We start from the raw sequence: 14,540 nt of genomic DNA, 5'->3' as shown, positions 1-14,540 counted from the left end.
TGTCTACACCCTCTTAGAAAGCGTGGAAAAATACCCAGCACTTTCAGCAGCGGCCAAGGCGCAGGCAGCAGCCCCATGATGTGCAGAAAGGCATCCGAGCGTACGAACACCCGATTGTTAACGATGACTGCGATGGTATGAAAATCGTCGAGCGGCAGCCCGGCCCACTTCAGCAATGCCTGCCCTTGCTCCGACTGTACGGCGGCCAAGCGCAGACGCTGGTGCGGATCATGGCGAATCAGAAACTTCACCACACCATTGCACAGCTTGCAGACGCCATCGAACAGCACGACACATTCATCGGGTTTCAGGTACGGGGCGGGGGTAGTCGTCGGCACGGTATTCACCTGTTCAGGAAAAACAGCCCTGGCGCGCCCGGAAACATGAACGCCCCGCCAGTCGAAGGACCGGCGAGGCGTTCAGGCTAAAGCCATTGCCCGACAGAATCAAACCTTGCGGAAGAACTCCGACTTCAGCTTCATTGCGCCGATGCCGTCGATCTTGCAATCGATATCGTGGTCGCCATCGACCAGACGGATGTTCTTGACCTTGGTACCGACCTTGACCACCAGCGAAGAGCCTTTGACCTTCAGGTCCTTGATCACGGTAATGGTATCGCCGTCCTGCAGCACATTTCCCGTGGAGTCCTTGATGACTTTCACGTCGTCGGCTGCATCGGCGCCAGCAGCGTCTGCAGACCATTCATGGGCGCATTCCGGGCAGATCAGCAGGCTGCCGTCTTCGTAGGTGTATTCGGAATTGCATTTCGGGCAGGACGGTAAGCTCACAATGGTTCTCGCATCGAGGGGTAAAAACCATGAATTATAAAGGGCTTTTACACTTTCAGGTTGGAAGACGCTGATCCGCTGGTGCAAACCTGTCGATATAAACCGGCTTCAGCCATTGGACAGGAGCGAATACCTGAGCTAAAAAATACATCACTCTCTCCTTCGATTCCCTTCTGATCCTTCATCCCCAACCCCTGCGCCCTGCGTTGGCGGTAGCTATTGCAGCGCGCATTTACCGCCATTCACCACTTCCTGTATCGAGCACACTTCATGGGCATTCCTCATAACCCGGCGCTCGGCTATCGACCCGAAATCGATGGCCTGCGCGCGATCGCGGTGATACCGGTCATCCTGTATCACGCGGGTTTGCCGTTATTCAGCGGTGGATTCGTGGGGGTCGACATCTTTTTTGTGATCTCTGGCTATCTGATCACCTCGATCATTCTTGCGCAGATGCTCAACGGCAGATTCTCGCTGATCGATTTCTACGAACGGCGCGCCCGACGCATTCTGCCGGCGCTGTTCGTGATGATGCTGGTCTGCCTGCCTGTCGCGTGGTTGACGCTCGATCCGTCTGACCTGAAATACTTCGCCAAAAGCCTGGTGGCGGTGCCGACCTTCTCTTCCAACCTACTGTTCTGGCTGGAAAGCGGCTATTTCGACGCAACCGCTGAACTCAAACCCTTGCTGCACACCTGGACGCTCGCGGTAGAGGAGCAGTACTACCTGTTTTTCCCACCGCTACTGATGCTGGCCTGGAGCATGGGTCGCAAGTGGCTGATTGTGCTGCTGATCGCAGCTGCCCTGGCAAGCCTGGCGCTGGCGGAGCTGGGGGCGCGTCATAACGCCAGTAACGCTTTTTATCTGCTGCCTGCACGCGCCTGGGAATTGCTGACGGGCTCGTTCATCGCCTTCTACTTTGTCTGGCGCCCGCGTAGCGTTGATAGCGCCAGCCATCTCGATCAGGCGGCGACGCTACTGGGGATTTTGCTGATTGGTTATGCCGTAGGTTTGTTTCGACAGCAGTACACCCTTCCCTGGCCTCAACGCGCTGCTGCCTGTGCTGGGTACGGCATTGATCATTGTCTTCGCCAATGGCCAGACCTGGGTCGGCAACGCGCTGAGTTCACGGGTAACGGTCCTGATCGGCATGATCAGTTACAGCGCCTATTTGTGGCATCAGCCCGTCTTTGCCTTCGCTCGTCAGCGCAGCCTGATTGAGCCAGGCCTGCCGCTGATGCTGGCGTTGACCGTGCTCTCGCTGCTGCTGGCCTGGCTGAGCTGGCGCTTCGTCGAGCAGCCCTTTCGCAAGGCCGGTGCATTCAACCGCCGTCAGATCTTCGCCTCGGCAGGCGTTGCTTCCACGCTATTTGTCGTGCTGGGGCTGGTCGGCTATCTCAATAACGGCTTTAGCCAGCGCTTCGCTGTCGATCCGGCGATGCATCAGGCATTTGTCGACCCGCAGATACGCGAAAAATGCGACCGGAACCTTGATAGCCAAGGCTGGAATGTCGATTTTTGCCTGTTTGGTCTTGCCGACAGCAACGTCGTACCGGAGATGGCTCTGTTTGGTGACAGCCACTCAGAGGCCCTGTTATCGACGTTTGACGCCGCCGCGCGGGATCTGGGCAGAACCGTCGCGCACATAGGTCTGGGCGGTTGCCTGCCCTTGCTCGGCGTGGACATCGCCAAGGGTAACTACCCTACCGGGGTATGCGAGGCGCTGGCCAATCGCGAGTTTGAATACGTGAAGCAGCGGCAGATCAAAAAGGTCGTGCTGGTGGCACGCTGGACGCTGTACACCGACGGCGATTACGGCGAACGGAAGATGAGCAAGTATTTCCTGACCTCCCGCAGCCACCCGGAAAAAAATCGGGAAACCTCGCGAGCAGTGTTCCGGCAGGCGCTTGAAACCACGATAAAGGCCTACCGCGATATCGGCACCGAGGTATTCATCGTCGCACAGGTGCCGCAGCAATTGATCAACCCCGAGAGTCTCTACTACCGCCTGGCCCGGGACGCCTCGGACAGTGATGCGCAGAAACTGCAGCGGATCAGTGAACTGTCGGTGCCAGTCGAAAAACATGCTCTGTTGCAACGCTTCACTCGCGAGCTGTTCCTGCACGCCAGCCAGGCGAAGCAGATCAGGTTGATCACGCTGGATGACGCCTTTTGCAAGGACAAGCAATGCCTGATTGGCGATATGAACTCGTACTACAAGGACTTCAATCACCTCAACGCCAAGGGCGCAGGGCTGCTTGCCGGTCAGATCAGCCATATTCTTGACCAGTGACAGGGTTTTATCGGGCGGCATTGTCTGTAATGCTGATACCCGCACAGACGCCTGAGGACCATCGCATGACCGCCGCCAGCTTCGCCCCGTTTCAGGATCTGGCCAGCCTGCTGATCCCGCACACTCATGCAGAGAAAATCGATGGCGCGCACGACGTCTCGCACTTGCTGCGCGTCTGGAAAAACGTCTGCGCTATCCGTGACCGGGAAGGCGGCGATGCCCGTGTACTGATCGCTGCCACGCTGTTACACGACTGTGTTTCGGTCGAGAAAGATTCACCGTTTCGCTCCAGCGCTTCGCGACTGGCGGCAGCACGGGCCAGCGAATTGCTTACCGAGATGGGGTGGGACGAAGAAAGTATCGCTTCAGTTGCCCATGCTATCGAAGCGCACAGTTTTTCGGCGGCGATAACTCCGTTGACGCTGGAAGCCCGAATTCTGCAGGACGCCGACCGCCTGGATTCTCTGGGCATGATCGGCGTGGCTCGAACCTTTTACGTATCAGGGCGGATAGGCAGACAGCTTTACGAACCGAACGACCCGCATGCCAGCCAGCGCCCGTATGACGACAGGAACTTCGCCGCCGACCATTTTCATACCAAGCTGCTGCACCTCGCCGACAGCTTTCAAACCGACACCGGGACACAGATGGCGAAGATCAGGCACGACCGGCTGAAGCGTTTTCTGGATGAACTGATGGAGGAAATCGGCGCGCCTCAGCCATGATGGGTTACCTGTTTCCGATATAAACATCAGATATCACAAAGACATCACACAACTGCCCTATAAACGGCTCTCCGAGAAGGTCTGCGTGTTTATAGGGGTTGTGTGCCGTGAAAAGATTTATGCCTCGTTTCCTGCGTCGGCAATCCACAACGCCAACACTATTGCGCCGCTTCAGGATTACCCTGCGCCTAGTGATCTGTTTCGGCCTCACTTCCCTGCTGATGGTCGCGCTGGGGGCTTTCTGCCTGCTGCAGATGCAGGAGATCCGCAATCAGGGCGAAGCTGTCGAGAGTGGTGCGCTGCCCAGTATCGCCATGGCCGATGCCATCGCCATCGGCCTGGTCAAACTGCGCAGCGAGACCACCCGGCTGATCGCCAATGCCGACGATCCGGGTGCGGTCATCAACAGCAAGATCAATGTCGAACAGCTCAAGAACGAAGTCGAGAAAGGTTTCTCGGAATACCTTGCGCGTGTTCAATCGGGCACTGAGCACGACTCTATCGTCGCGTTGCAGGATGCCTATAAGGCGTTCATGCCCGGTTTGCAGAATCAGATCACGCTGATCGAGCAGAACAAGCTGGATGAGGCCCGAATGCTGGCCAATACCATGCTCGCGCTGCAAGGCGACCTGATGGACATGCAGGTGCAGTTGCTGCGCGAGCTGAACAAACAGAGCGCTGCCGCCGCCGTAGAGTCAGCAGGCACCCGTTACGAGCAGGCGAGAATCATTGCGCTGAGCGCCATCGCCGTCGTATTGGCTCTGACCCTGCTGCTGGCCTGGCGTCTGAGCGTCAGCATCATTCACCCGGTCCGCCAGGCTTTGCACATTGCCAGCACCATCGCCGATGGTGATCTGACAGAGCACCGGATACCGGATGGCAAGGACGAGACCGCGCAGTTGCTGATCACCCNNGGGGCGCATGCGCACCAACCTGCACGGCACGATTGATCAGATCTACGCAGCGGCGACGCAGCTGTCGCAGTCAGTTCAGGAGATGGGCACCATTGCCGAAGCCAGTGCGCTCAATCTGCAATTGCAGAACAACGAAATCGAGCAGGCCGCAGTCGCCGTCAACCAGATGAGTCAGGCGGCCATCGAAGTTGCAGGCAACGCCAGCAGCACCGTGACCGAATCAAAGGCGTCGACCCAGGCGGCAGCGCAAGGGCAGGAAAAACTGTCGGCGACGATTCTTTCGATCAAGCAACTGACTGAAAACGTGCTGGACTCCTCGCATCAGGCTGAAGGACTGGCCGAGCGCACACAGAGCATCAGCAGCATCCTCGATGTGATTCGCGCGATCGCCAACCAGACCAACCTGCTGGCCCTGAACGCCGCCATTGAGGCAGCCAGGGCGGGCGAAGCCGGGCGCGGATTTGCCGTGGTAGCTGACGAGGTTCGTTCACTGGCGCAACGCACCAGCGCCTCGACAGCAGAAATCGAAGGGCTGATCAGCGGCGTGCAGCAAAGCACTCAGCAAACGGCCAGCTCGTTGCGCCACACGGCAACGCAAGCCAGCCTGACGCTTGAGCAAGCTGCATCAACTGGCGAAGTATTGACCGTGATCATCCATTCAACGGGCACCATCAACGACCGCAACCTGCTGATTGCCAGTGCAGCAGAACAGCAAGCTCAGGTCGCGACTGAAGTAGACCGCAACCTGAGCAGTATCCGCGACCTGTCGAGCCAGACAGCGTCAGGCGCGCAGCAGACCACCGTGGCGAGCAATTCGCTGTCGATGCTGGCGGCTGATCTGAACCTGATGGTGCAGCGTTTCGTACTGTGATGCCCTGCCTGCCGCCAACCAGTCGTCCCGAAAACAGACTGGCTGGCGATAGTGCAACCTGAGGGCGGCTATCAGTCCTGCGGACGCAGACGGTACTGCGGCGGCAACTGCTCGAAACCGCTGATGGTCACGTCGAGGCTTTTCCAGCGACCGTCCTTGATGCCGTAGATGCAGCCATGCACAGACAGGCTCTGCCCACGGTGCCAGGCGTTCTGCACAATGCTGGTGTGACCGACGTTGGCCACTTGCTGAATCACGTTCAGCTCGCACAGACGGTCGACACGTTCTTCCTCGGTCGGCAGCTTGGCCAGCACTTCACGGTTTTCGTAATACAGATCACGAATCGTGCGCAGCCAGCCGTCGATCAGGCCGAACTGGCGGTCCTGCATGGACGCGCGTACACCGCCGCAACCATAGTGGCCCGTCACCAGAATGTGTTTGACCTTCAAAACATCCACTGCGTACTGGATCACCGACAGGCAGTTGAGGTCGGTGTGCAACACAACGTTGGCCACGTTGCGATGGACGAACAGATCGCCGGGCAGCATGCCGACGATCTCGTTGGCCGGGACACGTGCATCCGAACAACCGATCCACAGGAACTCAGGTGTTTGCTGGCGGGCCAGCTTGGCGAAAAACTCTGGGTCTTCCTGCTTTATCGCATCGGCCCAGCGTGCATTGTTATCAATCAGGTCTTGTAGCTCGTTCATGCTTTGACGCCTCGATAATGATGCCCAGCCTTGGACTGGAGTCGAATCCTTCAAGTCACGCCTATTTGCCACTACTGACAAAATTCACCAAAGCTCGTCGGTCAACAAAAAGGAATCTTCAAAGTCGTGGCCGGTCCATTTTTTACGACCACCTGAAATGAGGATTTCCCATGAACGATTCACGCCGTCCGTTCGGTGCTACCGAACCGGAACCCATCGACGATAACGAAGACCGTATGGGCTCCATGGAAACACTCGATTTCGACGAGGAAGAACCGGGCCGTATTGGCGATCTTATCCCTGAAGACGAGCTGCAACATGAAATTCCGGATCAGCGTGTGCGTGAGGCAGGCCTGACCGGTGCCTCGACTGACGATCACCATTCGACCGATGACGATCTGTCTCCGGAAACCCTGATCCGCGAAGACGGTGCCCGTTCACCGAACGAGCAGGGCGAAGACGATCCTGCCGACCTGGACCTGACGGTAGTCGATGAAGATGACATCGGTGGTGGCAACGGGCTCGACGAAGAGGAGATGGCCATTCTTGACCCGCTGGATGGCAACACCCAGCGCTGACAGCCAGCACTATTCGAAAAGCGTACAGGCCATGACCACAGCGTCTTCGCGGTCGCCTACTGCCGGGTAGTAATCGCGACGCCGGCCTATCTCGTTGAAACCGTAGTTTTCATACAGACGATAGGCTGGACGATTACTGTCACGCAGCTCCAGAAAGCATTCCCGAGCGTTTAGCTGATAAGCACGCTTCATCAGATGATCCAGCAGCAGCAAGCCAAGACCACGGCCCTGATTTTCAGGTTTGACGGTGATATTGAGCAGATGTGCTTCATCGATGATGACCTGAATCACACCATGTCCAACCTGCTGCGCTCCTTCGAACATCAGCCAGATCTCGTAGGACTTGAGGCCATCGAGAAAGATGCCGCGTGTCCAGGGATGGCTGAATGCTGCGTATTCGATTTTCAGCACCGCATCCATATCGGCTTCGGTCATGGGGCGGAAGGTTACGGCATCACTCATCGATCGATTTCCAGCGCGTCATCAGCCGACGCATGGCTTTCCAGACATCGGCCTTGCGCTCAGGCTCGTCCATCATTAATTCAAGACCCGGCAACGCCCAGGCAGTGCCCAGACCGTCAATCTGCAATTCGCGGTTATAGGATTCGGCGTCGGCTTCACCGGCGAACTTCATCGACGGCAAACCGATCAGCCACAGGCACGCACAGGGTTCGCCCTCAAGCCGGGCACCGACAAAGCCTTGCACGAAGTCGCGCGCCGCTTCCGGGCCCTGATCCATCTGGCCGCGCACCAGCAACGGCCAGCGCACCGGTTCGCCGATAATCTGCGGGCTGTCGGGCAGACCGGCAGCGCGCAGCATGTCCTTGAGCAGCAGGTAGGACGGATCGCGGCTCTGAAACGGCTGGCCGGTGGTCAGTTCTACCAGCAGCAGGCAACGGCCGGCACGCAGTAATTGCAGGGCAAAACGCGGTGGCGGCACGACCGGAGCCTTTGGCTGCGCAGGCGCTACCTCTTCGACCGCGGCAACTGTGCGCGTGCTGGCCAGTGACGGACGCGGCACCTCGACCTTCGGGCGCTCGGGCTGCCGGGCGATCGGCACCACGTTCGCGGCTTCGACCGGCGCAGCGTGCGCAGATGGCGCGGCAGCAGGCGCAATGCGCTGCACCTCGACCGGCGGCGGTAACGGCGCAAGCAGCTCCGGACGCGAGGGCGCGGCGAATGGCAGTTCTGTGCGCGGCAGCCAGTTGACCACCTGCATGGCGGTCAAATAAGCGCGGCGACGGGACTCGTTGAGCAAGGGTCAGCCACCTGTGGATAAGTTAAGCGCGCAATTCTAGCGTTGTTCGCCTTTTTGCGCTGCAGCATATCGCCCGCAGGTGAAATATCAGGCGACTGATGCAGTACAATTGCCGCTTTTCACTTGCCAACAGTCGGCCTAACGATGATCGAACCCAAGCGCGTCCTGCGCGCCCTTGCCGAGCACTGGGCGCTACTCGAGCCCTTATGCGAACACTTCGACCAGGGTACGTTGAGCCTGAGCGAGCTGCGCCTGCAATTGGGCGCTCAGCAGCAGGACAGCACCCCGCAAGACATCACCAACCTGCTGGACGTGTGGATTCGTCTGGACATTCTGGTGCCCGTCGCGAAAAGTCCGAACCGCTTTGAGCTCAACGCACAGATCCATGACTTCCTGTCCTACCTGCGCCGCGAGCACCGGCTGGGCCTGTGCCTGGAAATCGAGGCTTATCTGCGCCATCTGGAGCGCCTGGCCGGTTACATTCAGGACGCGTTCGATATTCGCGATGCCAATGATCTGGCCAGGCAGCTGCGGCTGCTGGACATGCAGGTGCGCGACGTTCTCAAGAAGCTTGCCAACGACGAACAGGCACTGGTCGCGGTCGCCGACCGGGCCAAGACCAGCGACCGGCAGATCCCTTTGCGCCAGCGGTATGCAGAAGTTCTGGCCACCTGGGACGAATACGTCGAGCCGATGATTCAACTGGTCAATGCCGACGGTGCTTTCGAACAGGGTGTGCGCAAGGTCGAGAATGTGCTGCTGCGCCTGTTGACCGAGCAACAACGCCTCGGTCATCTGGTCGACGACGACATGCTGCTGCGCACCCATGCGCGCATTCTGGAGATGCAGATCAGCGCTCAGTTGACCTTGCGCCATGCACGCGAGCTGCTGTTGCCGCTGCGCGAGGAGGCACGTCGCCATAATGCGGTGACTCGTGGCGCGGCGCTGGCCTTGTCGGCGATTCGGCGCAAGGGCCTGGACGCAGTGCCACAGGCTGCCATGCCATTGTTTACCCGCCCGCAAAGTACCTTTCTGGGCAGCGCGAGCCAGGTCGAGGCTTACGTCTATGCCTTGGCGCGATTTGAACCCAAGCCCGCGAAGTTCCCCAAGGCCAGTGGTACACGCAAGGGCGAACCACCCCGCGCGCCACGTACGGTCAAGGAAATGCTCGAGCGCTGCGAAAGCGCCCTGCCGATGCCTGACCTGATGGTCTGGTTGCTGGAGCAGGAACCGACCGGCGAAACCGACGAGCTGTTGTACTGGTTCTCGCGGTTGTCGCGGGACAAGCGCTTCGCCCGTGAACGCCTCGAGCGTCGCGAATATTTCACCCGGGAGCACCGCGTCAGCCTGCGCTCCTTTGCCCTGCTCGCCGCAAAAGACGAGCAGCCAGAGCATTCCGAGAGCCCTGTTCATGCATCTTGATCTATCCGAAATGTCCCAGCTCGCGCCGATCTTTCGCGAGCTGTTCAAGGGCTATCACATCAGCCGCCGCGACCCGGAGCTGTATGCCCAACTCTCCAACTGCCAGGACCAGTACCGCGCGCTGTTCAAGGCACTGGGCTACGAACTGATCTGCGACACCCGTGGCTTCTACTATTTCGTGCCTGAACTGGCTGCCGCGCAGGTCAACAAGACCGCTCAGCGTCTGGCGCTGTTCACCTTCATCCTCGTCGAGCATCTGGCCGATCAGGGCCGCGACCCGATGGCCGTGCTGGATGGCGGCAGTCTGGGCCGTGACGAACTGCCTTCGATGCTGGAAAAGTACCGGGACCTGTTTCTTCAGGCGGAAGTGCAGACCCAGGAAGAGCTTGAAGAGAAGATCATGCGCCGCATGACGCAACTGGGTTTTGCCAGTGAAGAGGTCGGTATCTACCGCTTCCTGCCGCCGATGCACCGTTTTCTCGATGTATGCCTGTCGGTGCAACAGGACCGCGATCTGGCGGCCAGCCTGCATAGCGCCCTGCCACTGCCAACGCCTGTGCTCATCGATGACGACAGCGACGAGAAGCTGCTGGAAACCGATGACCCGCTGGACCTGGCTGAATTCGGTGAAGAAACCGAGGAAGAGGCACTTGCCCGGGCAATCGCCGATGAGCAACGACAGGAGATGGACACATGAGCCAGGAACGTTATAGCATCCGCCGCTTTGCCCTGTTGAACACCGCCGGTTACAGCCTCGGCCTGTTCCCGCTGGAAAACCCGCTGTCGGTGTACGGCGCGAATAACCTCGGCAAGAGCGCCTCGATCAACGCTCTGCAATTCCCGATTCTGGCACGCATGTCGGACATGAGCTTCGGCAAGTACAGCCTTGAGCAGTCCCGGCGCTTCTACTTTGCCACCGACACCAGTTACATTCTGGTGGAAGTCTCCCTGCCCCACGGCCCGCATGTGATTGGCGTGGTAGGCCGCGGCCCGGGTGGCGGTTTCGGCCACCAGTTCTTTGCCTATGCCGGCGAGCTGGACCTCGGTCATTACCAGAAGAACGACACCTGCCTGCGTCAGAAAGAGCTGTTCAGCAACCTGGAAAGCCAGGGCCTGAAAGCCTACGAACTCAAGCCGGACGAGTTGCGCCGTCTGCTGGTCGGCGGTCATACCTCGATCCCGCTGGACCTGACCCTGATCCCGCTACGCTCCACCAGCGAGCAGAGCCTGAAGACTTTCCGCGCGCTGTTCATCAACCTGCTGCACATGCGTGAAATCACGGCAGCCAAACTCAAGCAGCTGTTTCTCGATGCGTTCGAGCACAGCCTGCGTTCGGGCAGCGTCGACTACATCGCCGCCTGTGAAGAAGCTTTCCGCGACGTGCGGCGCATGGAACAGGATTACAACTCGCTGGTACTGGCTGGCCCGCTGGTCGAGGCACTGGCTTCCGGGGTCAAACAGCGTGATCTGTTGCGCGGCAAACTGCATCGTCTGTCGCCGATCCTTGATTCACTGCTTGGCACTTGGTCGGACTACTCTGGCGCGCGCAAGGAAGAACTGGTCGCTCAGGCCGAGCATTACCGTGCTCAGCAGGATGAGATGCAGAACGATCAGCGCAGCAGCACTCAGGAACTGATGCGTCTGGAGCGCGAGATCAGCAGTATCCAGCGCTGGGTCGGCGAGCTGTCGGTGCTGAAGAATCGTTTCGCGCTGGTCGATGACGTCAAGGTGCTGGAGCAGCAACTGCTCGCAGCCAAGGATGCTCACGATGAGCTGGCCGGTGCGCTGGCCCAGTCCCGGCAGTTCAGCGCCGAAGACCTGGACGAGCGTTTGCGCGACCTGGAGAAACGCCTCAAGTCGGTCAAGCAACAGCTCGACCACGCGGACAACAACAGTTACGCCCGTCTGCGTGAAGAGTTCTCCCAGCCGGACGTAGAACGTCTGATGCGTCTGTTCAACAGCGCACTGTTCAGCTTGCCGTTGGGTGAGCAAGGTATTGCGCTGGATGATGGCGATGCGTGGGTCAAGTCGCTGGAGACCATTCTGGATGGCTTCAAGGGCGATCAGTTTGCAGTACCGGGGCTGACAATCAACCTGTCGAGCATCGAGCCGCCTGCCCTGCAGGCGCTGGCCGATCGTGCCGCGTTGCGCGATCAGAAAGAGCGTCTGGAAAAAGAACTGAAACAACTGAAAACCCTGCAGGCTGTGGCCGCCGACCGCGCGGCGAGCAAGACCCGCACCGAGGCGCTGTATCAACAGGTGCTGGATGCTCAAAAAGCACTTGAAGACTTCCGCCGCTGCCAGACCTTGAGCGCGGAGGAGCCAGGCAAGCTGGAAGAGCTGGCGCAGATGGAAGCCGCTCAGGATGAACTGAAACGCTCCAGCGATGCATTCACCGAACGCGTCCAGCAGCTCTCGGCCAAGCTGCAACTGATCGCCCGTCAGATTGGTGACATGGAATCCAAGCAACGCACGCTGGACGACGCGCTACGTCGCCGCCAGTTGTTGCCTGCGGATCTGCCGTTCGGCACGCCGTTCATGGACCCGATTGATGATTCCATGGATAACCTGTTGCCACTGCTCAATGATTATCAGGACAGCTGGCAAGGTCTGTTGCGCAGCGATGGGCAGATCGAAGCGCTGTATGCCCAGGTTCGCCTCAAGGGCGTGGCCAAATTCGACAGCGAGGACGACATGGAGCGTCGCCTGCAACTGCTGATCAATGCCTACGCACACCGTACCGATGAGGCACTTACGCTGGGCAAGGCTCGTCGCGCTGCGGTTACTGACATCGCCCGCACCCTGCGCAATATTCGTAGCGACTACGATAGCCTTGAGCATCAACTGGCGCTGTTCAACCGCGAGATCAACAAGCGTCAAGTCTCTAACCTGGCAAGCTTCCGTATCGTGCTCGCGCCGAACAAGGAAGCACTCAAGCACATCGATCAGATTATCCACAGCGCCGGGCAATATGAAGAAGGCGAGACACTGTCAGTCTTCGACCTGAGCCAGAGCGCCGAGCAGGACAACAAGAACGAAGAGGCCAAGGAGTATCTGGCGCGACTTGTGGCTGCCAACCATAACCAGTTGGGCTTGAAGGACTTGTTCGAGCTTGCATTCGAGATCACCAAGGTCAATGGTCAACCGGTTATCCACACCGATATCGACGGCGCGGCGTCCAACGGCACGACGATGACCATCAAGGCATTGACCAACATGTACCTGTTGCTGCACTTGATGGATCGGGATCAGGCTAGTCGGGTGCGCCTGCCTTATTACCTCGACGAAGCAGCAGACATCGATGAGAAGAACCAGGCTGCGCTACTGGAAACGAGCCTGCAACTAGGCTTCGTTCCGATTCTGGCCAGTGTGAAGCCACAGGTCTCGGCTCACGTTGCCATCGACCTGGAAGGCGGCAGCGGGCCTAACGGGATTTACATCGATGAGGCTGACTGGAAATATATTCAGCGTCGTGATGATGTGAAACCAGCGGTTCCAGAGCTGGCTTCGTAAGGGTCGTTAGCTGTAGTCAGAAGGCCGCATGAGAATGCGGCCTTTTTTATTGTCTTCGAATTGAGTGAGGCCATAGTGCAGGCCTTGCACAAACAGACTCTTTATTCATTGAATTCACAATGGGGTGCAGCAAACACGCATACGATTACGAGACGCTGGCCTGGAGTGACCTCATGAAAACCATACTGTTGACGGTCTTGCTGACCGTTGCTGCAACAGCGCATGCAACCGACTATTACGTTGCCCCAAATGGCAATGATCACGCTGCCGGTACAAAAGCCGCACCATTGCAATCCATCATGCGTGCGCAGCAAACCGAAAAAGCCGGCGACACGGTGTATTTTCGCGGCGGAATCTACACCTACACAGCAGGCATCAACAGCTGCGCTACCCGTACAGACAGCGTCAATGCCATCACCCTGAACAACAGCGGCAGCGAAAACAAACCTATACGTTACTGGGCCTATCCGGGCGAAACACCGGTGTTTGATTTCTCGGCCATGAAAGACGATTGTCGCGTCAAAGGCTTCAACGTTACCGGTAGCTGGTTGCACCTGAAGGGGCTGGAGGTAACGGGCGTGCCGCAGCAGCCGGATAACCATCTCAATCACGAGTCCTGGGGTATCTGGAACAGCGGCAGCCACAACACTTTCGAGCAACTCAACTTGCATCACAACATGGGGCCAGGCCTGTTCATTCAGAACGGCGGTTATAACCTGGTACTCAATACCGACTCCCACCACAACTACGATCCTTACACCTCAAACGGCGCAGGTCAGAGCGCTGACGGCTTCGGCGCACACATCAAGGCGGGGCATCCAGGTAACGTATTTTGCGGTTGCAGAGCCTGGGCCAATTCCGACGACGGCTTTGACCTGATCAATGCCTTCTCGCCGGTAACCATCGAAAACTCGTGGGCATGGCAGCAAGGTTACCTGCCTGGCACGCACACCAAACTCGAAGCGAGCAACGGTAATGGGATCAAAGCGGGCGGATACGGTGGCAAGTATGTGCCCAACGGCGTGAAACATATCGTCCGTAATTCAGTTGCCTTCGACAACAAATCCGCTGGTTTCTACGCCAATCACCATACCTTGGCGCTGGACTTCATCAACAACACGGCTTTTTCCAATGGCGCAAACTACAACATGGCGGGTATCGCGCCAGACGGCTCGCTGATCCCTCTCGGCCACCTGCTCAACAATATTGCCTACAAGGGACGGTTGACCGTAAACAGCGAAGGACTGGATATGGCCCACAACTCATGGGCATTGCCAACGCCTGTAACCGACGCTGACTTTGAAGATGTCTCGGACACTGGTTGGGATGCGAAGCGCCAGCCAGACGGAAGCCTGCCAGTGCTGAGCAGCTTCCATCTGCGGCCCGGCAGCAGGCTGGCAGGCATGGGGGCGTTCAACTGAGCGGAGGGAATCCCTGGCTCCAATGCAGAGGTTTGTGGAACCCCAGA

At 58.5% G+C, this 14,540-nt stretch carries 13 protein-coding genes and 1 pseudogene; 9 read left to right on the top strand and 5 right to left on the bottom strand.

Features of this window, described 5'->3' with window-relative positions:
* The coding region (locus ALO64_RS09455) for a thiol-disulfide oxidoreductase DCC family protein (protein ID WP_094195085.1) at nucleotides 1–338 on the bottom strand (338 nt) is incomplete at its 3' end.
* A 108-nt stretch (nucleotides 339–446) separates the two neighbouring features.
* Nucleotides 447–791 carry a zinc ribbon domain-containing protein YjdM gene (locus tag ALO64_RS09450; RefSeq protein ID WP_082303469.1) on the bottom strand — a complete coding sequence of 115 codons (345 nt, stop codon included), beginning with the start codon at nucleotides 789–791 and terminating at the stop codon, nucleotides 447–449.
* 267 nt (nucleotides 792–1,058) lie between these two features.
* Between ALO64_RS09450 and ALO64_RS26630 the strand changes: the two are divergent.
* The 4 genes and pseudogenes from ALO64_RS26630 to ALO64_RS26805 all read left to right on the top strand — a co-directional run bounded on the left by ALO64_RS26630 (nucleotide 1,059) and on the right by ALO64_RS26805 (nucleotide 5,591).
* Nucleotides 1,059–3,081, top strand: a pseudogene (locus ALO64_RS26630) (acyltransferase family protein).
* 65 nt (nucleotides 3,082–3,146) lie between these two features.
* Nucleotides 3,147–3,806 (top strand): HD domain-containing protein, encoded by a 660-nt coding sequence (locus tag ALO64_RS09440; protein WP_044345042.1) that lies wholly within the window; start codon nucleotides 3,147–3,149, stop codon nucleotides 3,804–3,806.
* 119 nt (nucleotides 3,807–3,925) lie between these two features.
* Nucleotides 3,926–4,756 (top strand): MCP four helix bundle domain-containing protein, encoded by an 831-nt coding sequence (locus tag ALO64_RS26810; RefSeq protein WP_408002900.1) that lies wholly within the window; start codon nucleotides 3,926–3,928, stop codon nucleotides 4,754–4,756.
* Nucleotides 4,728–5,591 (top strand): methyl-accepting chemotaxis protein, encoded by an 864-nt coding sequence (locus tag ALO64_RS26805; protein ID WP_408002899.1) that lies wholly within the window; start codon nucleotides 4,728–4,730, stop codon nucleotides 5,589–5,591. Before ALO64_RS26810 ends, ALO64_RS26805 begins: the two co-directional genes overlap by 29 nt.
* Before the next feature lie 71 nt (nucleotides 5,592–5,662).
* Here ALO64_RS26805 and can read toward each other — a convergent pair whose 3' ends face one another.
* Complete coding sequence (gene can, locus ALO64_RS09430) at nucleotides 5,663–6,301, bottom strand: carbonate dehydratase (protein ID WP_002552086.1); 639 nt, start codon at nucleotides 6,299–6,301, stop codon at nucleotides 5,663–5,665.
* 170 nt (nucleotides 6,302–6,471) lie between these two features.
* Between can and ALO64_RS09425 the strand changes: the two genes are divergently transcribed.
* Complete coding sequence (locus ALO64_RS09425) at nucleotides 6,472–6,879, top strand: hypothetical protein (protein ID WP_005734647.1); 408 nt, start codon at nucleotides 6,472–6,474, stop codon at nucleotides 6,877–6,879.
* Between the two features lie 9 nt (nucleotides 6,880–6,888).
* Here ALO64_RS09425 and rimI read toward each other — a convergent pair whose 3' ends face one another.
* Nucleotides 6,889–7,341 carry a ribosomal protein S18-alanine N-acetyltransferase gene (gene rimI / locus ALO64_RS09420; protein WP_044321910.1) on the bottom strand — a complete coding sequence of 151 codons (453 nt, stop codon included), beginning with the start codon at nucleotides 7,339–7,341 and terminating at the stop codon, nucleotides 6,889–6,891.
* Nucleotides 7,334–8,137, bottom strand: a complete 804-nt coding sequence (locus ALO64_RS09415) for a hypothetical protein (RefSeq protein ID WP_044345044.1) — start codon at nucleotides 8,135–8,137, stop codon at nucleotides 7,334–7,336. Before ALO64_RS09415 ends, rimI begins: the two co-directional genes overlap by 8 nt.
* Nucleotides 8,138–8,281: 144 nt before the next feature.
* Between ALO64_RS09415 and mksB the strand changes: the two genes are divergently transcribed.
* From mksB to ALO64_RS09395, 4 genes are all read left to right on the top strand, one after another.
* Complete coding sequence (gene mksB / locus ALO64_RS09410) at nucleotides 8,282–9,559, top strand: Mks condensin complex protein MksB (protein WP_044345045.1); 1,278 nt, start codon at nucleotides 8,282–8,284, stop codon at nucleotides 9,557–9,559.
* Nucleotides 9,549–10,256 (top strand): Mks condensin complex protein MksE, encoded by a 708-nt coding sequence (gene mksE, locus ALO64_RS09405; RefSeq protein WP_002552081.1) that lies wholly within the window; start codon nucleotides 9,549–9,551, stop codon nucleotides 10,254–10,256. The genes mksB and mksE overlap by 11 nt, the downstream gene beginning before the upstream one ends.
* On the top strand, nucleotides 10,253–13,072 hold the full coding sequence (mksF, locus tag ALO64_RS09400; RefSeq protein WP_044345046.1) for an Mks condensin complex protein MksF: 2,820 nt from the start codon (nucleotides 10,253–10,255) through the stop codon (nucleotides 13,070–13,072). The genes mksE and mksF overlap by 4 nt, the downstream gene beginning before the upstream one ends.
* A 173-nt stretch (nucleotides 13,073–13,245) precedes the next feature.
* Nucleotides 13,246–14,493, top strand: coding sequence for a right-handed parallel beta-helix repeat-containing protein (locus tag ALO64_RS09395; protein ID WP_044345047.1), 1,248 nt, complete (start codon nucleotides 13,246–13,248; stop codon nucleotides 14,491–14,493).
* Nucleotides 14,494–14,540 lie beyond the last annotated feature (47 nt).

Source organism: Pseudomonas meliae (assembly GCF_001400515.1).
GTDB lineage: Bacteria > Pseudomonadota > Gammaproteobacteria > Pseudomonadales > Pseudomonadaceae > Aquipseudomonas > Aquipseudomonas amygdali.
The sequence above is the reverse complement of the archived record's forward strand: the minus strand, read 5'-3'. Positions and strand labels throughout refer to the sequence as shown.

Bases quoted from the DNA above. Each gene is read 5' to 3' on its own strand.
- ALO64_RS09440 (WP_044345042.1), top strand. From the start codon at position 3,147: ATGACCGCCGCCAGCTTCGCCCCGTTTCAGGATCTGGCCAGCCTGCTG.
- ALO64_RS26805 (WP_408002899.1), top strand. From the start codon at position 4,728: ATGCGCACCAACCTGCACGGCACGATTGATCAGATCTACGCAGCGGCG.
- can (WP_002552086.1), bottom strand. From the start codon at position 6,301: ATGAACGAGCTACAAGACCTGATTGATAACAATGCACGCTGGGCCGAT.
- ALO64_RS09425 (WP_005734647.1), top strand. From the start codon at position 6,472: ATGAACGATTCACGCCGTCCGTTCGGTGCTACCGAACCGGAACCCATC.
- rimI (WP_044321910.1), bottom strand. From the start codon at position 7,341: ATGAGTGATGCCGTAACCTTCCGCCCCATGACCGAAGCCGATATGGAT.
- mksB (WP_044345045.1), top strand. From the start codon at position 8,282: ATGATCGAACCCAAGCGCGTCCTGCGCGCCCTTGCCGAGCACTGGGCG.
- mksE (WP_002552081.1), top strand. From the start codon at position 9,549: ATGCATCTTGATCTATCCGAAATGTCCCAGCTCGCGCCGATCTTTCGC.
- mksF (WP_044345046.1), top strand. From the start codon at position 10,253: ATGAGCCAGGAACGTTATAGCATCCGCCGCTTTGCCCTGTTGAACACC.
- ALO64_RS09395 (WP_044345047.1), top strand. From the start codon at position 13,246: ATGAAAACCATACTGTTGACGGTCTTGCTGACCGTTGCTGCAACAGCG.